The 19,721-nt window shown below is 74.3% G+C and carries 16 protein-coding genes; 6 read left to right on the top strand and 10 right to left on the bottom strand.

From position 1 onward, the window contains the following. Positions 1–98 precede the first annotated feature (98 nt). Positions 99–1,586, bottom strand: coding sequence for a xylulokinase (gene xylB / locus J7462_RS13665; protein WP_219464400.1), 1,488 nt, complete (start codon positions 1,584–1,586; stop codon positions 99–101). Positions 1,587–1,597: 11 nt separating this feature from the next. After that, complete coding sequence (xylA, locus tag J7462_RS13670; protein ID WP_208568456.1) at positions 1,598–2,785, bottom strand: xylose isomerase; 1,188 nt, start codon at positions 2,783–2,785, stop codon at positions 1,598–1,600. A 73-nt stretch (positions 2,786–2,858) separates the two neighbouring features. Here xylA and J7462_RS13675 point away from each other — a divergent pair, with 73 nt between their 5' ends. The 3 genes from J7462_RS13675 to J7462_RS13685 all read left to right on the top strand — a co-directional run bounded on the left by J7462_RS13675 (position 2,859) and on the right by J7462_RS13685 (position 7,035). Further along, positions 2,859–4,121 carry an ROK family protein gene (locus J7462_RS13675; protein WP_219464401.1) on the top strand — a complete coding sequence of 421 codons (1,263 nt, stop codon included), beginning with the start codon at positions 2,859–2,861 and terminating at the stop codon, positions 4,119–4,121. A gap of 182 nt (positions 4,122–4,303) precedes the next feature. Then, entirely contained in the window at positions 4,304–5,926 is a 1,623-nt protein-coding gene (locus tag J7462_RS13680; RefSeq protein ID WP_308290895.1) for a PP2C family protein-serine/threonine phosphatase, read from the top strand. A gap of 125 nt (positions 5,927–6,051) precedes the next feature. Further along, positions 6,052–7,035, top strand: a complete 984-nt coding sequence (locus J7462_RS13685; RefSeq protein ID WP_219464403.1) for a B12-binding domain-containing protein — start codon at positions 6,052–6,054, stop codon at positions 7,033–7,035. A 10-nt stretch (positions 7,036–7,045) separates the two neighbouring features. On the opposite strand, the gene J7462_RS13690 is transcribed toward J7462_RS13685, so the two are convergent. Further along, a complete protein-coding gene (locus tag J7462_RS13690) occupies positions 7,046–7,558 on the bottom strand; it encodes a MarR family winged helix-turn-helix transcriptional regulator (RefSeq protein ID WP_208568506.1) in 513 nt (170 codons plus the stop codon). 93 nt (positions 7,559–7,651) lie between these two features. Between J7462_RS13690 and J7462_RS13695 the strand changes: the two genes are divergently transcribed. Then, a complete protein-coding gene (locus tag J7462_RS13695; protein WP_219464404.1) occupies positions 7,652–8,785 on the top strand; it encodes a PP2C family protein-serine/threonine phosphatase in 1,134 nt (377 codons plus the stop codon). A 57-nt stretch (positions 8,786–8,842) separates the two neighbouring features. On the opposite strand, the gene J7462_RS13700 is transcribed toward J7462_RS13695, so the two are convergent. The 7 genes from J7462_RS13700 to J7462_RS13730 form a co-directional block, all read right to left on the bottom strand. Then, a complete protein-coding gene (locus J7462_RS13700) occupies positions 8,843–10,330 on the bottom strand; it encodes a sugar transferase (protein ID WP_219464405.1) in 1,488 nt (495 codons plus the stop codon). A gap of 218 nt (positions 10,331–10,548) precedes the next feature. Continuing rightward, positions 10,549–12,291 carry a VWA domain-containing protein gene (locus J7462_RS13705; RefSeq protein ID WP_219464406.1) on the bottom strand — a complete coding sequence of 581 codons (1,743 nt, stop codon included), beginning with the start codon at positions 12,289–12,291 and terminating at the stop codon, positions 10,549–10,551. Between the two features lie 168 nt (positions 12,292–12,459). After that, on the bottom strand, positions 12,460–13,491 hold the full coding sequence (locus tag J7462_RS13710; protein ID WP_219464407.1) for a lactonase family protein: 1,032 nt from the start codon (positions 13,489–13,491) through the stop codon (positions 12,460–12,462). 108 nt (positions 13,492–13,599) lie between these two features. Then, the gene (locus J7462_RS13715; protein WP_208568448.1) at positions 13,600–14,202 is read right to left on the bottom strand and encodes an ATP/GTP-binding protein; all 603 of its coding nucleotides are present in this window, start codon (positions 14,200–14,202) and stop codon (positions 13,600–13,602) included. After that, the gene (locus J7462_RS13720; protein ID WP_208568447.1) at positions 14,183–14,572 is read right to left on the bottom strand and encodes a DUF742 domain-containing protein; all 390 of its coding nucleotides are present in this window, start codon (positions 14,570–14,572) and stop codon (positions 14,183–14,185) included. The genes J7462_RS13715 and J7462_RS13720 overlap by 20 nt, the downstream gene beginning before the upstream one ends. After that, a complete protein-coding gene (locus J7462_RS13725) occupies positions 14,562–14,984 on the bottom strand; it encodes a roadblock/LC7 domain-containing protein (protein ID WP_219464408.1) in 423 nt (140 codons plus the stop codon). Before J7462_RS13725 ends, J7462_RS13720 begins: the two co-directional genes overlap by 11 nt. Further along, positions 14,984–17,326 (bottom strand): nitrate- and nitrite sensing domain-containing protein, encoded by a 2,343-nt coding sequence (locus J7462_RS13730; protein ID WP_219464409.1) that lies wholly within the window; start codon positions 17,324–17,326, stop codon positions 14,984–14,986. Before J7462_RS13730 ends, J7462_RS13725 begins: the two co-directional genes overlap by 1 nt. 419 nt (positions 17,327–17,745) lie before the next feature. Here J7462_RS13730 and J7462_RS13735 point away from each other — a divergent pair, with 419 nt between their 5' ends. Both J7462_RS13735 and J7462_RS33625 read left to right on the top strand, forming a co-directional pair. Continuing rightward, a complete protein-coding gene (locus J7462_RS13735; protein ID WP_219464411.1) occupies positions 17,746–18,339 on the top strand; it encodes a hypothetical protein in 594 nt (197 codons plus the stop codon). 13 nt (positions 18,340–18,352) lie between these two features. Then, the gene (locus tag J7462_RS33625; RefSeq protein WP_219464413.1) at positions 18,353–19,471 is read left to right on the top strand and encodes a hypothetical protein; all 1,119 of its coding nucleotides are present in this window, start codon (positions 18,353–18,355) and stop codon (positions 19,469–19,471) included. Positions 19,472–19,721: the final 250 nt, after the last annotated feature.

Below are 19,721 nucleotides of genomic sequence, written 5' to 3' on the forward strand. Positions count from 1 at the left end.
TCGTCGGAGGTGACCGGCAGGACCACGGGGGACCCGGTCGTCGACCGGTGACCGGCCCCCGTGCGCCGGTCACCGGTCGACGTCGCCGGTCGGGTGGATCACTCCCCGGTCGCGGCCACCCGGTCGAGGGTGTGGTCGCGGGCCTCGGCGTACCGCTGCCGGATGGCGGGGACGGGCTCCGCCGCGTACTCCTCGGTGTCCTTCGGCGCCCAGGTGGGCGGGGTCGCGCCACCCAGGGCGAGCCAGGCGGCCTGGCGGGCCGCGCCGTCGGCGACGTACTCCCCTGGCGGGGGCACCAGCACCGGGCGACCGAAGACCTGGGGCGCGATCCGGCGGACCGCCGCCGAGCGGGCCCCGCCACCGACCAGGATCACCCGCTCGACGGTGGCCCCCTGGGCGACCAGCGCGTCGAGGCCGTCGGCCAACGCGCAGAGCATCCCCTCGACCGCCGCCCGGGCCAGGTGGGCCGGGGTGGCGGTGCGCAGGGTGAGGCCATGCACCGAGCCGGTGGCGGTGGGCCGGTCCGGGGTCCGCTCCCCTTCCAGGTAGGGCACCATGACCAGGCCGTCCGCCCCGGGTGGGGCGCTCAACGCCAACTCGGACAACGCGTCGAGGTCGACGCCGAGCAGCGTCGCCGCCGAGTCGAGCACCCGGGCCGCGTTGAGCGTGCAGACCAGCGGCAGGAACCGGCCGGTGGCGTCGGCGAAGCCGGCCACCGCGCCCCCGGCGTCGGCGGCGGGGGTGTCCGCCACCGCGAAGACCGTGCCGGAGGTGCCGATCGAGACGACCACGTCGCCCGGACCCGCGCCGACGCCCAGCGCGGCGGCGGCGTTGTCCCCGGTGCCGGGGCCGAGCAGGACGTCCCCGCCCGGCGTGGGCGAGCCCGCAGCGCCGTCGGGCCGGCCGGCGGCACCGCCCAGCACGCCCGGGTCGAGCACCCCGGCCTGCTCGGCCGGGCCGAGCACCGTGGGCACCTCGACGACCCGACCGAACGCCTGTTCCAGCAGGTCGGGTCGGTACTGCCCGGTGGCCGGCGACCAGTAGCCGGTGCCGCTGGCGTCACCCCGGTCGGTGCGCAGCGCCGCCAGGCCCGGGGCGCCCGCCAACCGCCAGGTCAACCAGTCGTGCGGCAGGCAGACGGCGGCGACCCGGGCGGCGTGCTCCGGCTCGTGCCGGGCCAGCCAGCGCAGCTTGGTGGCGGTGAAGCTGGCCACCGGGACCAGCCCCACCGCGTCGGCCCAGAACCGGCGGCCGGTCTCCCCGCCGCCGGCCTCGGCGATCAGGTCCCGGGCCGCGTCGGCGGACCGGGTGTCGTTCCACAGCAGCGCCGGCCGGACGACCTCGCCCGCCTCGTCCAGGCAGACCATGCCGTGCTGCTGACCGGCGACCGCCACGGCCGCCACGTCGGCCAGCCCGCCGGCCGCCTCGACGGCGGCCAGCAGGGCATCCCACCAGGCCCGTGGGTCGACCTCGGTGCCGTCCGGGTGCGGCGCGCGGCCCTCACGGACCAGCGCGCCGGTCTCCGCGTCCCGGATCACCACCTTGCAGGACTGGGTGGACGAGTCCACCCCGGCGACGAGCGGCATGCCGGGCCGCCTCAGCGCGCGCCGAGCAGGTGCTCGACGGCGAGCTGGTTGAGCCGGACGAAGCCGAAGCCCTTCGCGGCCGTCGCGTCCACGTCGAACTCCTCGAACGCGGACCGGTCGGCGAGCAGCCCGGCGTAGCCCTCACCGTCGCCCAGCGTCGGGCTGGCCAGCTCGCCGACCTTGCTGGCGGCGAGCGCCTCCACGACCTCCGGGTCGGCCCGGAACGCCGCCGCCCGCTCCTTGAGCAGCAGGTAGGTCGCCATGTTGGCCTCGGCCGACGCCCACACCCCGGCGATGTCCTCGGTGCGGGAGGGCTTGTAGTCGAAGTGGCGCGGGCCGTCGTACGCCGGACCACCGTTGGGGCCGCCGTTCTCCAGCAGGTCCACCAGGGCGAACGCGTTCATCAGGTCGCCGTGGCCGAAGACCAGGTCCTGGTCGTACTTGATGCCGCGCTGGCCGTTGAGGTCGAGGTGGAACAGCTTGCCCTGCCAGAGCGCCTGGGCGATGCCGTGGGCGTAGTTGAGGCCGGCCATCTGCTCGTGCCCGACCTCCGGGTTGAGGCCGACCATCTCGGGGCGGGCCAGCTCGGAGATGAACGCCAGCGCGTGCCCGACGGTGGGCAGCAGGATGTCGCCGCGCGGCTCGTTCGGCTTGGGCTCGATGGCGAACCGCAGGTCGTAGCCCTGGTCGACGACGTACTGGCAGAGCACGTCAACGGCCTCGCGGTAGCGGTCCAGCGCGGCCCGGATGTCCTTGGCCACGTCGTACTCGGAGCCCTCCCGGCCGCCCCACATGACGAAGGTCTTGGCACCCAGGTCGGCGGCGAGGTCGACGTTGCGCAGCACCTTACGCAGCGCGTAGCGCCGGACGTCACGGTCGTTGCTGGTGAAACCGCCGTCCTTGAACACCGGGTGGGTGAAGAGGTTGGTGGTGACCATCGGCACGACCAGCCCGGTCTCGTCCAGCGCCTTGCGGAACCGGGCGAGCTGGGCCTCCCGGGCGGCGTTGTCGGCGCCGAACGGGATCAGGTCGTCGTCGTGGAAGGTGATGCCGTACGCGCCCAGCTCGGCGAGCCGGTGCACGGCCTCGACGGCGTCCAGCTCAGGGCGGGTGGCGTCGCCGAACGGGTCACGGGCCTGCCAGCCCACCGTCCAGAGCCCGAAGGAGAACTTGTCGGCGGGGGTGGGACGGGGTGCCATGGCAGACCTCCGGTGGGGATGATGGTGGTGGCGGTGGGTGTGTCGCCCGCAATTTGTTCAGTGGTTGAATTAAATGGCCGTGCTGTGGCACTGTCAAGGGGTGACCGAGACCCGGACCGTCGGCGCGGTCCGCCAGGGAAGCCTGCGCGAACTCAACCTCGCCGTGGTGCTGCGGCGGATCGCCGACACCGGCCGGCCGCCCTCCCGGGCCGAGATCGCCGCCGACACCGGCCTGACCCGGGCCACCGTGTCCGCGGTCGTCGACGACCTGATCGCCGGCCGGCTGGTCACCGAGGCCGATCCCGCGCCCCGCACCGGTGCCGGCCGGCCCGCCCGAGGGCTGCTGCTCGGCGACACCGGCCCGGCCGGGCTCGGCCTGGAGGTCAACGTCGACTACCTCGCGGCCTGCGTGGTCGACCTCACCGGTGCCGTCCGGCACCACGAGGTACGCCGGATCGACCTGCGCCCCCTCTCCCCCGCCGACGCGCTCACCGCCCTGGTCGCCCTGGCCCGCCGGGCGCGTACCGTCGCCGACGACGCCGGACTCGGCCTGGCCGGGGCGGCCCTGGCCGTGCCGGGGCTGGTCGACGCGCGGGGCCTCGTCCGGCTCGCCCCCAACCTCGGCTGGCGGGACGTGGACGTGCCGGCCCTGCTCGCCGGTCACCCCGCCCTCACCGACCCGGTCGACGGGGTGCCCCCACTGGTGGTGGAGAACGAGGCGAACCTCGCCGCGCTCGGCGAACTGCACGCCCGCCCCGGCGGCCCACAGAGCTTCCTGCACGTCTCCGGCGAGATCGGCATCGGTGCCGGGATCGTGCTCGACGGGGCGCTCTTCCGGGGTTCCCGGGGCTGGAGCGGCGAGTTGGGCCACGTACCTGTCGATCCGGGTGGTCCCACCTGCCGCTGCGGCGCCCGGGGCTGCCTGGAGACGTACGCCGGGCAGGAGGCCGTGCTGGCGGCGGCCGGGCTGGCGGGCGCGGACCTGCCCGCCGACACCGCCGCCCGCCGGCTGGCCGACCTGGCCTGCTCCGGTGACCCGGCCGCGCTCGCCGCGCTGAACGCCGCCGGCACCGCCCTCGGGGTCGCCGTCGCCGGGGTGGTGAACCTGCTCGACCTGGACACCGTCGTGCTCGGCGGCGGATACGCGACCCTCGCGCCGTGGCTGTGCCCACCGGTGCTGGCCGAACTCGACGACCGGGTGCTCACCAGCGGCTGGTCCCCGGTGACGGTGCGCCCGGCGGCGCTCGGTGCCGAATCCGCCGCCGTCGGCGGGGCCGGTTCGGTCGTCCGCCGGATCATCGCCCGGCCGTCCGGGTGGCTGTCCCACCCGCGCTGACCCCCGGTTGTCGGCTGGGCGATCGTCACCCCACCTCGGTACGCTTTCCCTGAGGCAACGATTCCTACCGAGGAGAGCACTCCCAGCATGCGCAGAGGTCGACAGACCGACGCGCCCGGCGACCGACGGTGACGACCACCCGTCGGGACGGGCGCGCCGGTCCGGTCAGCGGGGATGGCCCGGTGTCGCACGCGCCGGCCCGGCCGCCGGCGGACCAGTCGCTGCCGGCCGACCCCCAGCTGGCCCGGGAGCTGCTCGACGGTCTCGCCGAGGCCGTGGTCACCACCGACCCTGCCGGGCGGGTCACCCTGGTCAACGCGATGGCCGGGCAGCTCCTGCCCGAACTGGCCCCCGGCGTCGACCTGGCCGCGCACACCGTGCCGGCGCTGGCCCGGGCGGTCGTCGAGGGCACCGGGACGTTCGACGCCGAACACCACGGCCGCCGGCTGCGCGGCGTCTGCCGCCCCCTCGCCGCCGGCGGCTGCGCCTGGTATGTCCGCGACGTCACCGACGAACAGGCCCGCACCGACGCGCTGCTCGCCGAGCGCTCCCGCACCGCCTTCCTGGCCCGCGCCGGCAGCCGGCTCGGGCTGTCCCTGCACCGCGAGCAGACCCTGCGGGCCACCGTCACCCTGCCGGTGCCCTACCTCGCGGACGTCGCGCTGGTCGTGCACCGGTCACCACAGCCCGGCGAGGACCTCCCGCACTGGTTCCGGTACGCCGACGGCGAACCCGGCCCGGTCGGCGGGGTCGCCAGCCGGCAACTGGCCGGCGCGGTCCCCGGGCTCGTCGAGGCGCTCGACGGCGAGTCCACCGACCCCAGCCCCTGGCTCGACGCCGAGCTGGCCGACCTGACCGCCGTCCTGCCGGAGACCTTCGGCCGCCCCGGGACCGTGCTGATCAGCCCGATGCTCAGCGCGGGTGGGCCGGCTGGCGCGTTGATCCTGGTCCGGCGGGCGGGGCGGGCCGGTTTCGACCCGCGCGACATCGAGCTGACCAGGGAGTTCGCCGCCCGCGCCGGGTCCGCGATCGCCGCCGCCGAACTCTACGGCGAACAGGCGCACCTGGCCCGGGTGCTCCAGCACAGCCTGCTCCCCCCGCAGCTGCCCCCGGTGCCCGGCGTCACCCTCGCCGGTGGTTACCGCTCCGCCGGGGACAGCCTGCGCATCGGCGGCGACTTCTACGAGGTCTTCCCCACCGCCACCGGCGCCCTGTTCGCCCTCGGCGACGTCTGCGGCAAGGGGGTCGGCGCGGCCGTGCTCACCGGCCGGGTACGCCAGTCGTTGCAGACCCTGCGACTGGTCGAGCAGCGCCCCCACGAACTCGTCCAACTGCTCAACCGGGCACTGTTCGACTCCCCCGACGCCGCCCGGCGTAGCCAGTTCACCACCCTGCTGCTGGGCACCACCGAGCCGGGGTCCGACGGCGGGGTCCGGGTCCGGATCGCCGGCGGCGGGCACCCGTCCCCCCTGGTGGTACGCGCCGACGGGAGCATCGTCGAGGTGCGGGTGGGCGGGATGCCGATCGGTGCGTTCGCCACGGCGACGTTCGCCGAGGTGGAGGTGCGGCTCGCCCCGGGGGAACTGCTGCTGGCGTACACCGACGGGGTGACCGAGGCACGCGGTGGATCGGCGGCCGTCGAGATGTTCGGCGAACACCGGCTGCGGCAGGCGCTCGCCTCGGTGGCCGGGCTGCCGCCGTCCGCCGTGATCGACTGGTTGCTCCAGCTCGTCGACGAGTGGCTCGACGGCGAGAGCCACGACGACATCGCGATGCTGGCCGTCTGCGCGGCGGAACCTGCGTGACCCGACCGACCCCGGACGAACCCACCCGGGAGGAACCGGGCCGGGCGACCGGCGAGGAACCGGCCGGTACGCGCCGACCGCCACCGGAAGATCCTGGGCGGGTCACACCGGACGGACCGGGGCGGGTGGCCCCGGGTGTCGTCCAGGCCTACCTCGGCTGCCTGGACCGGGCCGACCTGGTCGGCGCCATCCGGCTCGCGACCGGGCTGCTGGACGCGGGTGCCTCGGTGGCCGACGTCCTGGTGGACCTGGTCGCCGTCGCGCAGCGCGAGGTGGGGCTGCGCTGGCTGTCCGGCCGGTGGAGCATCGCCCAGGAGCACGCGGCCACCCACGTCAGCGAGCAGGTGGTCGAGGCGGTCGCCGCCCACACCGCCCCGACGGACGACCGGGGCCACGTGGTCCTGGCCTGTGTCGAAGGCGAGTGGCACGCGCTGGCCGCCCGGATCGTGATGGAGGTGGTCCGCGCCGCCGGCTGGCGGGTCACCTTCCTCGGCGCCAGTGTGCCGGTCCGGCACCTGGTCTCCTACCTGCATCAGACCGGCCCGGACGCGGTGCTGCTGAGCTGCGTGCAGCCGAGCCGGTTGGTGCGGGCGGGGCGGATGGTCGAGGCGTGCCGGGCGGCCGGGGTGCCGGTGGTGGCCGGCGGGCCCGGTTTCGGCCCCGAGGGCCGCTGGGCCACCGCGGTCGGTGCCGCCGGCTGGGGCGCCACCGCCCGGGACGCCGTCCGGCTGCTGTCCGGCCCGCTGCTCGCGGCCCCGCACACCGGTGCCGCGCCGACGGCCGGCTCCGACGAGTACGTACCGGTGCTGCGTCGCCGTCGGGAACTCGTCCAGCTCGTGCTCCGCGAGGTCACCCCCGCGGCGGAACGGGCGGAGGAGGTCGCCGGGGTCGTCGCCCAACTGGTCGACGCGCTGGCTGCGGCGATCCGGATCGGCGACCCGCAGCTGCTGGTCGAGTTCGTCCGTTGGCAGGCGGGGGTGCTCGACACCAGGGACGGGGCCCGGCTGGTGGACGACGTGCTGCGGGTGTGTGCCACCGCGCTGACCGAGCATCCCCGCTCGGCCGACCACCTGCACCGGGCCCGGACCGCACTGGCCACGCCACCGTGACCGGCCCGGGTCAGGCCGAGCGGGCCGCCGGTGGGTCGGCGGAGCCCGGACCGGGCTGGGTGGGTGGGTGCGGTGCCGACCGGAACTCCACCGCCGGCCCGGTCTCCCCCTCCCGGGCCCGCGCCACCCGGTCGAACTCCACCAGACCGCGCAGCAGTGCCTGCCGCCCCTCGCCGCTCATCCCGGCCAGCACGTCGGCGAGCCGTTGCCGGCGGTCCCGCCGCAGCTCAGCGAGCAGGCGGATGGACTCCGGGGTCAGGTGCAGGGCGATCTCCCGTCGGTCCGACCGGCCCGGCTCCCGCTCCAGCATGCCGGCGGCGACCAGTCGGTCACAGAGCCGGCTCGCCGAGGAGAGCAACATGTTCAGCAGGGCGGCGAGCCGGCGCAGGTTGATCCCGTCGTACCGCTCGACCACCATGACGGCGCGCAACTGCGCGCCGGACAGCCGGCTGGTGGTGTTCTCCCGGGCCGCCTCCCACACAGACAGCAGGGTCCCCGTCGCGCCGTCCAACTCGGCGGCCATACTCACGTCTGATCCGTAAGGACCACTCTCTTCGGCCATGGTGGGCCCGAGACTACCCCCCGTACCAGGGGATCTGCGCTTTCAGGAGGCGTGATGACGAGCGGACCCGAGGCCCGGGCCCGGCAGGTGCTGACCGAATCTCCGGCGGACCTGCTGCTGGACCGGCTCGCCGGGGAGCTGACACGGGCCTATCGGATCACCGACGTGGAGCTGTTCCAGGTCGACTACCGGTTGTCGGTGCTGCTGCCGCTGGCCGGTGGGGAGCCCGTGAGCGGCCCCGGTCACCCGGCCTGGCGCTGCTTCGACCACCAGCAGCCGGTGCTCACCGAGGGGGTGGGCTGGTTCCCCGTCGGGATGCGGGGTGAACGGCGCGGGGTGCTGCGGTTGGCCCCGGTGCCCGACGACCGGGCCACCGTCGGCGAGTTGGCCCGCATCGCCACCGCCCTGGGGCACGAGTTGGCCGCCGTCACCGCCGGCACCGACGTGTACCGCACCTCGCGCCGGGCCCGCCGGCTCACCCTGGCCGCCGAGATGCAGTGGGAACTGCTGCCGGGACGCAGCCGGGACCGGCCGTCGTTCCGCCTCGCCGGCCAGCTCGAACCGGCGTACGCGGTGCGCGGGGACAGTTTCGACTGGTCCGACGACGGCGACCGGCTGTGGCTGTCGACGATCAACGGGACGGGTGAGGGGGTGGCCGCCTCGATGCTCACCGCGTTGGCCACCCACGCGCTGCGCAACGCCCGCCGGGGCGGACTGGGCCTCGCCGACCAGGTCGCCCTCGCCGACCAGGCGATCTATGCCCTGCACGGGGGTGAGCAGCACCTGTCCGCCCTGGTCATGGAGCTGGATCTGGGCAGCGGTGTGCTGACCGCGGTGGACGCCGGGTCGCCCCGGTTGATGCTGCTGCGCGACGGCGAGGTCACCGAGCAGGTGCTGGACAAACAGTTCCCGTTGGGCATGTTCGACGGCACCGACTACCAGCACCAGCGTTTCGAGCTGCGCCGCGGTGACCGGCTCTTCGTCCTCAGTGACGGCGTGCTCGACGCGACGGACCGGCACGTCCGGTACGGGGAGACGGCGCTGGAGCGCTTCCTGCGTCGTACCGGACCGATGACGCCGCTGGACGCGGTCCGCTCGCTCATCGGTGACCTGCGCGCCTTCGTGGCCGGTGACCTGGTCGACGACGCGGTGGTCGTCTGCCTGGACTGGACCGGCCCGCAGCCGTGAGCCGGGGCCCGGCTGCGGGCCGCCGTTCGGGGTGCGGTGCGGGCCTGGGGCCGGGGCTCAGTAGGCCCCGCGCCCGCGCAGCACCGCGCCGAAGGTCTTCCACAGGATGGTCAGGTCGGCGGCGAGTGACCAGTTCTCCACGTAGTAGAGGTCCAGCCGGATGCCGTCCTCCCAGCTCAGGTCGGACCGGCCGCTGACCTGCCAGAGGCCGGTCATGCCGGGCTTGACCAGCAGGCGGCGGGCCACGTCGCCGTCGTAGCGGGCCACCTCGGAGGGCAGCGGCGGACGGGGGCCGACCAGGCTCATCTGCCCGAGCAGCACGTTGACCAGCTGGGGCAGCTCGTCGGCCGACCACTTCCGCAGCAGGCGGCCGATCCGGGTGACCCGCGGGTCGTCGCGCATCTTGAACATCAGCCCGTTGGTCTCGTTGCGGGCCGCCAGTTCGGCGAGGAGCGCGTCGGCGTTGACCACCATGGTGCGGAACTTCAGCACCCCGAACTCCTGGCCGCCCTGCCCGACCCGGGTCTGCCGGAACAGCACCGGGCCCCGGCTGTCCAGCTTGACGGCTAGCGCGATCACCGCCACCAGCGGCAGCAGCAGTGCCAGCGCCACCGCGGCGGCCGACCGGTCGACGAACTCCTTGACCAGCTTGCGGGCCCCCCGGAACTCGGGCGCCTCGACGTGGATCAGCGGCAGCCCGGCCACCGGCCGGGTGTGGATGCGCGGCCCGGCCACGTCGGTGAGCGCCGGGGCGACCACCAGGTCGATCCCGGTGCCTTCCAACTGCCAGCCCAGCCGGCGCAGCCGGGTCGCGGTCAACTCGCCGGACGCGGTGACCGCGACGGTGTCCGCGCCGATCGCGGCGGCCGCCTCCGGGATGCCCCGCAGGGAGCCGACCACCGGCACGTCGCTGAGCCGTTGCGGCACGGGGGCGAGCAGCGCGTCGGGGATGCACGCGCCGACCACGTGGTAGCCGGCGTACGGCTCCCGACGCAGGGTGTGCACCAACTCCAGCACGTGTGCGGTGTCCCCGACGACGAGGACCCGACGGGACCATCCGTCGCCCCGGCAGCGGGCCCGGTGCAGCGCCTTACGGGCGGCGAACCGGGTGACCACCAGCCCGACCGTGCCGACGGCGAAGGAGATGCCGAGGAAACCCCGGGAGACCCCGGCGTCGAAGATGTAACCGGCGATCGCGACCCCACCGGCCAGGCGCAGGCTGGCCCCGCTGACCCGCCGGTACTCGTCGGCCCCGTAGCCGAGTACCCGGTCGTCGTAACAGCGCAGTGCCTTGAGCGAGACCAACCAGACCAGCACCAGGGCCGGTGCCACCACCACGTACGGGATCTCGGAGCCGCGCGGCACCGCGTCGCCGAAGCGGGTGGCGTAGCCGGCGAGGACCGCCAGCGACAGCACGGCGGTGTCCAGCACCACCAGGGTGCGGACGTAGCCCCGCTGGTTGGCCTGGGAACGGGTACCCGCCGATCGGCGACCTGGCGCCGACGGCGGGGTACGGACGGGCGTGGACAGCGTTGCCGAGGTCACCCAACCTCCCCCACATCACACTTGTCGGCTCCGAGCCCGATGCTCACCTCTGGCGGGGCCTGCCGGCCGGAGCGCTCCCGACATCCTGCCCCACAATGATGCTCACCTATTGCTTCGGACGCATTACTGTCAGTTTTCTTTCGCCGCCGAGATGGCGGAATCCCATCACCGCATTATTTCTCACCGAATGCAGCGATTCGTTTGCCCTGTGCGACGGCTCAACGCGGCGCGTTCGGACGCAACGCGATGGCCTTCAGGAAGATGTCACCGATCTTGGAGGGGTCCTCGGTGACGAAGGCGCCACCACCGGTGACGCTGGTGATCGACTGGAGTTCGGTCTTGGAGACCTCACTGCCGATGCCGATGATGACCACCTGCACCGGACGCTCCGGATCGTTGAGCTGCTTGAGCCGGGTGATCAATCCGCTCTGTGAAATGCCGTTCTTGTCCTCGTTCTTACCGTCGGTGAACAGCACCACCGAATTGACCCGGCCGGGCTCCCAACCGTCCTGGACCGTCTTGTACGCCGCCAGCATGGTGTCGTACAGGCCGGTGTCGCCGTTGGACGGGCGGATGCCGGCGAGCCCCTGCTCCAGTTTGGCCCGGTTGCCGGAGAGCGGGTTGATCGGCTCGATCTCCCGCCAGTCCCGCGAACCGACCAGTTCGGTGGAGAACGTCCACAGCCCGATCGACCAGGAGTCGTCGAAGAGGTTCAGCCCCCGGCTGGCCGCCGCCACGGTCACCTGTTCGCGGCTGGCGTTGTTGGCCGACGGGACCGGGGCCTTCATCGACCCGGAGACGTCGATGACACAGAGCATCCGCCCGGACTGGGTGGCGATCGACCAGCCGGAGACCGCACGGTCTATGGCCACCGGGTCCAGGCCACCCGCGGCGGTCCCGCCGGACGGCGGCACCGCCGTACCGCCGCCGGCCGGGCTCGGCGCACCCTGCGGTGCCTTGAAGCCGTCACCCCAGTTGCCGTCCGGGGCACGCAGCGACTGCACGGCCAGCCGGTTCTTGAAGCCCTGCGTGGTGAGCAGCTCGAAGAGCACCTTCGCCGCCGACGCCTTGGTCTGGTCGATCCCGGGCAGCACCGCGTAGGGGTAGTCCAGCGGCATCGGCGACGGCTCCAGATAGAGCGCGGCCAGCGGGATCGGCGGCTTGGTGTTGTTGTAGGCGATGACGTCCTCCTCCGACAGCGCGGCGGCGCCGAGCGCGCTGGCGATGGAGGTCGGGTCGTTGGAGCGCGGGAACCGGGCCAGCAGGTCCTGCCGCAGCGCCGACCGGCCGGTGGCCAGCGCCCGCAGGGCGGCCGTGGTCGCCTGCTGGGCGTCGCCGCCTCCGCCGCTCGCGGCGGCGGTCAGGGAGAGTAGGCCGGAGAGCCCGGCGGCGTCCTGGGTCGGCTCGACGATGCCGGCCCGCAGCGGCTTGTCACTGCGGACGGCGCGCAGCATGTCGTTCCAGGTGAGCTTCTTGTCCGGCCAGCCGAACTTGGTGGTGGCGACCGGCTGCGGCATGGCCACCACGACCGGGCTGCGGGCGATGGAGGCGCCGTTGCCGGGCGCGAACGCGGTGGCGCCGCCGCTCTTGAGGCGCAGCAGCCAGGTCGACGAGTCCGGGATCCAGACGTCGGGGGTGACCGCGGTGCCGCTGGCCTGTCCCACCCCGGCGAGGCTGGCCCCGTGCTTACTGGCCACCGCGGCGGCCACCTCCACCGGCTCGGAGGCGGCGACGTTCACCTTGATGCAGGTGCCACCGACCGCCGCGCCGTCCGCCACCCACTGGGCCGCCGCCGCCTCGACGGCCGGTGCCACCTCGGGCGCGGCGGCCACGCCGAGCTGGATCCCTCCTGAGCAGGACGGTCCGGCCAGCTGCTGGTAACCGACCCAGGAGCCGCCGACCACGACGACGAGCGCGGTCGCCGCCGCGGCGGCGCCCGCTCCACGGATACTTGAACGCATGCGATGGCGGCCAGACACGCTGACCATCTTGCGTATCTCGTGCGCTTACTGCCACAACCGTTCGGACGAAAGTTACGCAGGAGAAACAGTTGATCACTATTTTCCCACTCTGCGTAATCAGACCGTTTCGTGACGTGGCCCGAATCCACCCTGGACAACCGGCATCTGTCAGGGCAGTACGCAGGTCGGGCTGCCGGTCGACACCGGCTCACCCACCGGCGACGGCACGCCCGAGTCCGGGTCGACCCAAAACACCCGGATCATGTCGGCCCGTTCGTCGGCCACATAGAGGTGCCGCCCGCTCAACGTAAAGTGCCGGGGCCACTCCCCACCGGTGTCCACCTCGTCGACCAGCCGCGGCAGGTCCCCGTCGAGAGCGAAGACCGCCACCGTGCCCACCCCGCGGTTGCCCACGTAGAGGAACCGGCCGTCCGGCCCCACGGTGATCTCCGACGGCTGGACGTGGCCGGCCCGCGCGCTCGCGTCCACCCGGCCCCGCTGGTGCAGCACCCCCTCGGCGGTCACCTCGTAGGCGGTCACCGTCGCATCCAGCTCACCGGCGAGCCAGCAGCGCCGCCCGTCGGGATGCCGGGCCAGGTGCCGGGGACCGGTGCCGGGGGCCGTCCGCACCCGGGGGGCCCGCGGCGTCAGCCGGCCGGAGGCCGCGTCCAGGTCGTACCGGTAGATCGAGTCGGTGCCCAGGTCGACGACGAGCAGCGGGCCGGCGCCGGGGTCGGGCGACACCATGTGGCAGTGCGCCTGTTCCTGCCGCTCCGGGTCCGGACCGTGCCCCTGGTGGATCACCAGGTCGGTGCGTTCCCCGGGCACCCCCCGCCCGTCCAGCGGCAGGACGGCGACGCTGCCCCCGCCGTAGTTGGCGACGAAGAGGTGCCCGCCGTCGGGAGCGACCGCCAGATGGGCCGGCTCGGCACCCCCGGTCGACCACACCCCCAGCGGGGTCAGCCCGCCGTCAGGGCCGACGTCGAAGGCGCTCACCTGCCCCTCGGGCAACTCGTTGACGGCGTACAGCACCGGCCGGGCGGGGTGGCGGGCGAGGAAGGACGGCGACGGGGTCGACGCGACCGTGCCGAGCAGGGTCAACTGCCCCGACTCCGGATCGCGTCGGGCGGCGACGATGCCCTCCCCGCGCCCGCCCGACCGTGCCGTGTAACCGCCGATGTGGACGATCGTGCCCGTCACCGAACCACCCTCCGCCGAATCCGCCGTCGATCTCCAGGCTTCCCGCAATCCCCGGCCGTCACCCCTGATTTCCGGGTTTTCCTCACCGGCGGGACCCGGCCGGCCGGTTCAGCCCACCGGCACCGGTTCCCCACGCTGGCGGGCCACGTGCTCCACCAGCGAGATCAGCACCAGCTTGCCGGACTGCCGGTCCCGGGCGTCACAGAGCACCACGGGCACCTCCGGCTCGATGTCCAGCGCCTGCCGGACCGCCTCCGCGCCGAACCGACGGGTGTCCTCGAAGCAGTTCACGCCCACCACGAACGGGATGCCGCGCTGCTCGAAGTAGTCGATCGACGGGAAACAGTCGGGCAGCCGGCGGGTGTCGGCCAGCACCACCGCGCCGAGCGCGCCGAAGGCCAACTCGTCCCAGAGGAACCAGAACCGATCCTGCCCCGGGGTGCCGAACAGATAGACCTGGAGGTCGTCGGTGATGGTGATCCGACCGAAGTCCATCGCCACCGTGGTGGTCGATTTGCCCTCCACCCCGGAGAGGTCGTCGGTGCCGATGCCGGCGTCGGTCAGCACCTCCTCGGTCTGCAACGGCCGGACCTCACTGAGCGCACTCACCAGCGTCGTCTTGCCGGCACCGAAGCCACCGGCGATGAGGATCTTGAGGGCCAGGGGCAACCGGGCCGGTGAGGGGTCGCGCTCAGAGCGCACGTAGTCCACTGACCACCGCCTTGAGAATGTCGTTGTCGGGAAGGCCGGCGGCGGCCGGCGGTTCGTGCACGGTGACCAGCCCACGGGCGAGCAGGTCACCGAGGAGGACCTGGACCACGCCGAGGGCGAGGTCCAGGTCGGCGGCGAGATCCACGACCGCCACCGGTTGCCGGGCGCACTCCACCAGCCGGCGGTGCTCGGGTTGCAACCCCGGCTGGCCGTACGGGTCGACGCCCGCCGCGGCCAGCACGAAGGCCACCAGGTCGAAGCCGCCGACGGCAGGCCGCACCCGACCACCGGTGAGGGTGTACGGGCGTACGACCGGCCCGGCTGCGCCGTCCAACCACTCGTGCTGGTGACCCGGCTGCTCAGCCCGCATCGGCGATCCCCGCCGCCGCCCTGGCCGGCGCGGTCAGGTTCTCGCCGACCCGGACGACCAGCATCGCCATCTCGTACGCCACCAGGCCGATGTCCGCGTCCGCCGCGCAGGCCACCGCCAGGCAGGCCCCCTGACCGGCGGCCGTCACGAAGAGGTACGCCTCCTCCATCTCCACCACGGTCTGCCGGACGCCACCGGCGGCCAACTGCCGGCTGGCCCCCTTCGCCAGGCTGGAGAAGCCCGAGGCCAGTGCGCAGAGGTGCTCGGCGTCGGAGCGGTCCAAATCGGCGGACGCGCCGAGCAGCAGGCCGTCGGCGGAGAGGATCACCGCCTGCCGGGCCGCCGGCACCCGTTCCACCAGCTCGTCGAGCAACCAGCCGAGATCAGCGTTCTGCCGTGTCGTGTGCACCACTAGGCGTCCCTCTCAGTCGCGGTCGAATCGGACGTCGCCGCCGGGCCGGCCGGTGACGGTGGCACCCCGACGCCGTCGGTCCGTCCCGGCTCGTCGCCGGCGGTCGGGTCGGGCCGGGCCGGCGGCGCCGGGTGGACGCCGCTGCTGTCCAGGCGCCCCCGGGCGGTACCGGCCTGGAGGGCCGACATCTGCCGGCGTACCTCCTCGGGAGAGCGGGCGGCGGGCGCGTCCTGACTGGCCGGGGGCAGCTGGTGGGCGGCCGGCCCCCGACGGCGGACCCGACGGGGCAGACCGTCGCCGTCGGGGGCGGCCTCCACCGACGAGGTACGGGCCGGGGCGAACGGCAGCACGGTCTGCTCCGGCCGTTCCCGGGTGGTCCGGGTGGTCCGTGGTCGGGGCAGCGTGGTCAGCCGGGACACCGACGCCGCCGGGCGGTCCCGGGTGGGCGCGGCGATCGGCGGCTCCTCGGTGACCAGGTCGGCGGGGATACGCACCAGCGCGATGAGCCCGACCGGCGTGCCGGCCCGCAGGGTGACCTTGACGTCGTGCCGGGCGGCCAGCCGGGACACCACGAACAGGCCGAGCCGGGCGCTGTCGGCCGGATCGAACTCCGGCGGGGTGGCCAGCCGCCGGTTGGCGTCCTCGATCGCCTGGGGCGACATCCCCAGCCCGTGGTCGGTGATCTCGACGAGGTAGCCGTCGACGACGGGCGTCCCGGTCACCTCGACCCGACGCTCGGGCGGGGAGAACGCGGTGGCGTTCTCGATCAGCTCGGCGAGCAGGTGGATGACGTCGGCGACGGCCCGGCCGAGCAGTCCGGCCGGGCCGACCCGGCCGATGTCCACCCGGTCGTACGCCTCGACCTCGGAGATCGCGCCGCGCAGCACGTCCAGCAGGGCGACCGGCTGCCGCCAGCCCCGCCCCGGGGCCGCGCCGGCCAGGATGACCAGGTCCTCGGCGTGCCGGCGCAGCCGGGTGGCGAGGTGGTCCACGCGGAACAACTCGGCCAGTTCGTCCGGGTCCTCGGCGCGGCGTTCCATCCGGTCGAGCACCGCAAGTTGCCGGTGCACCAGCCCCTGGCTGCGCCGGGCCAGGTTGAGGAAGACCTCGTTCAACCCCCGTCGCAGCGTCACCTCGTCGATCGCCGACCGGACCGCCACCCGGCTGACCTCGGTGAACGCCCGACCGACGTCGCCGATCTCGTCGGCGCCGTAGGACAGCGGCGGGGCCTCCCGGGCCACGTCGACCTGCTCACCCCGGCGCAACCGGGTGACCACGTCGGGCAGCCGGTGCTCGGCCAGTTCCAGCGCGGCGGCGCGGACCGCGGACAGCCGGCGGGCCAGCGTCCGGCCGACCCGGACGGCGACCAGCAGCGACGCCACGATCGCCGCCAGCCCCAGCACCCCGGCCACACCGAGCCGGGCCAGGATCGTGACGGCGACCGGCACCGAACGCTCGGCCAGCCCGTCGGCCTGGCTCAGCTCGAAGTCGCGCAGCTCCTGCTGCACCGCTTCCTGACTGGCCTGCCAGGTCCGGGCGTCGATCGGCGGGACGGCGGACGGCCCGACGGTCAGCAGCTGCTCCTGCATGGTGCGCAGCCGGACGAACGCCTCCCCCTCCACCAACCGCTGGTAGGCGGCCCGGTCGGCGGCCGGCAGGTCGGCCACGGACGCCTCCGCGACGAACCGCTCGTTGGCGATGGTCTGCACCAGCCGCAGGTGCTCGCCCTCGGTGAACCGGCCGGTTACGAACGCACCGGCCAGCACCGCGTCGGTCTGGCCGAGCAGCTCGCGGGAGCGGCCGAGCGCGGTCAGGGCGAGCGCCTGCCGGTTCAGCTCCGCGTCGGGCAGGGCCGCCGTGGCGGCGAACGCCTGGAACGCCGAGGAGATCATGCCGCTGTAGAGCCCGATCGCGCCGGCCCGGTCGACCTGCCGCCGGTCGATGAACCCCCGACCGGCGGGCAGCGCCTCCAGGGCGGCGCCGAGCGCGTCCAGCCGGGCGTTGAGCAGGTCGCCTGCGGCGTCGCGTAGCTGCTCCCCGGCCATCAGCCGACGCAGCTCGACGATCGCCTCGTCGGTGCGGCGCCGCTGTTGCGCCAGGGCGGGCAGGGTGTCGGTGCCGGCCAGGTGGATCACCGAGGCCCGGCGCTCCCGTTGCAGCTCGGCCACCACCTGTTCGCCGGGCCGACCGAAGTCCGACAGCAGGGTCCGGGCGGCGAGCAGGTCGAGAGCCGGCCCGAAGGTCAACGTCGTGGCAAAGATCCAGAGCGCCAGCAGGGCGGCCACGGGGGTGACGACCAGGGCGGTCAGCTTGGCGCGGATCGGCCAGTCGCGGGTGTCCATGATTCCTCGCCCGGGCGGGAGTGTCGGCGGTGACGCCGGTACCGGCCGGGCGGTCCGGCATCGACGCCGGGCACCGGCGCGGCGCCTTGGGCAGGATACGTAATCCTGACGCTCAGCACTACCGTGCGTCTCCCGCCGTCACCGCTGCGTCGCCGCCGCCGGACCCGCCGTCGCGGCCCGGCGGATCGGGTCGCACCCGGGTTGATCAGGCATCGACGACACCCACGACCACCGACGACCCGTCGGCTGGCCCCGGGTACCGGCGGAAAAAACGTGACCGGGCCGCCCGCCCCGATCGACCCCGGACGTACGACGTGACCGGTTCGTCACGGTCCGGTGCGAACCGGCGAAGGAAATTCGCCGGATCGGGATTGGTGATCAGTGCGGGGAGGGAATACCGGAGGGTGAAGGAGGAGGCCATGTCGCCCACGCAGATAGTCCTACTGGTTCTCGTCGTCCTGGTGGTGGCGGCGCTGGTCGCCGTGGCCGTCGTGGCCAACCGACGACGCGCCCTCAGGTCCCGGTTCGGCCCCGAGTACGACCGGGTGGTCGCGGAGCAGGACAGCCGCAGCGCCGCCGAACGCGAACTGCGCGAGCGGGAGCGCCGGCACGCGGAGCTGACCCTGACCCCGCTCAGCCCGCAGGACCGGGCCCGGTACGCCGCCGCCTGGGAAGAGTTGCAGGTCCGCTTCGTCGACTCGCCGGCCGAGACCGTCGGCGACGCCGACGAGCTGGTCAGCCAGCTGATCACCGACCGGGGTTACCCGACCGGCGAGTTCACCGAGCAGGTCGCCCACCTCTCCGTGGAGCACGCCCGCACGCTGACCCACTACCGGGAGGCGCACGAGATCCGGCTGCGCAACGAGCGCGGTGAGGCCGGCACCGAGGACCTCCGCCAGGCCGTCGTCCACTACCGGGCGCTCTTCGCCGACCTGCTCGGCGAGGACCCGGTCGGGCACCGCCCGGCGCAGCAGCAGCACCCGGACCGCCCGCAGGACGCCACCACCCGCTGAGGAGAACCCCACCATGCGCCAGGACGAGCAGCAGCTCCACACCGACCACCCGGAGGTCGTCCGGTCCACCCCGGTGGCGGTGCCACCCCCGGACGCGGAGGACACCGACACCGCCGGCCGGCACGGCCGGGACCGGCACGCCGGGACGCCCGAGGACGCGCTCGACGACCGGGGCATCTTCGACGACCCGGGGGCCGACGGCGACCTGGACACCACCCGCCCGTACCCCGTGGACGACGCCGACCGGGACGGGCTGGACGACCGGCACGACCGGGACGCGCTGAGCGACCGGGACGCGCTGAGCGACCGGGACGACGTGACCGGTCCCGACGGTGACCGGCGGCCGGAGTTCCACGAGCCGGCGCCCCTGCCGACCGCCTTCGGCGCGACCAGCGTGGGTGACGCGGTGGCCGCCTCGGCCCTGGCCGGCGGGCGACCGCAGGACGAGCGGGACGCCCGGGACGAGGACACCGTCGCGCCCGGCGACGGGGCGCCGGGGCAGACCGGGCCGTTCGACGACGAGCGGGCCGACCCGACCGCGGCGGACCGGATCCACGACCGGGACCGTTGGTCGTCCGGGGCCACCGACCCGCACCCCACCGCCGAGGACACCGACCTCCCGGCCGCCGACCGAGCCACCACCGCCGACCCGGACACCACGACGGACCGCGCCGCCGCCGACCTGGACACCACGGGCGGCCCGGACATCACGGGCGGCCCGGACATCACGGGCGGCCCGGACACCACCGCCGCGCCGGGCACCACGGCCGGCGGCGTCGTGACGGCGGCGGCAGCAGGCGGCGCGGCCGGCGCGGTCGCCTCGGCCGACGCCGGCCGGTCGGCGAACAGCACCGTGCCCAGCGACGCCGCCACGCTGTTCGAGGCGGACGCCGCGCAGGGCTTCCGGGACCGCTGGCGCGACGTCCAGCTGCGGTTCGTCGACGATCCCCGGGCGGCCGCCGGCGAGGCGCAGTCGCTCGTCGAGGAGGCGATCGGGGCGCTGTCCAAAGCGCTCGCCGCGCAGAAGGAGAAGCTGGGGGGCTGGCAGGGTGCCGGCGAGGCCGACACCGAGCAGCTCCGGGTGGCGGTCCGTCAGTACCGCGACTTCCTGGACCGGGTGCTGGGCCGCTGAGCCGACCCGGGACAGCCGGCCGCCACCCCGCGCGACCATTGCGCCCCGGCGGCGGACCGGGCCACCCGGGCCCGACCCACCGACCAACCCTGACGACCACCGCGGCACCACTCGACGCCCCGGCCGGAGCACTTCCGGCCGGGGCGTCGTCGGAATCACCGCCGAATCCACACGGACGGTGTGAAACCCCGCACGGTGGGTAATAGCGCGCTCGGCGGGTGCCGACGGCGCGATCAGAGGGGTGGCGGGC

Source organism: Micromonospora sp. RL09-050-HVF-A, from assembly GCF_019374995.1.
Lineage (GTDB): Bacteria > Actinomycetota > Actinomycetes > Mycobacteriales > Micromonosporaceae > Micromonospora > Micromonospora antibiotica.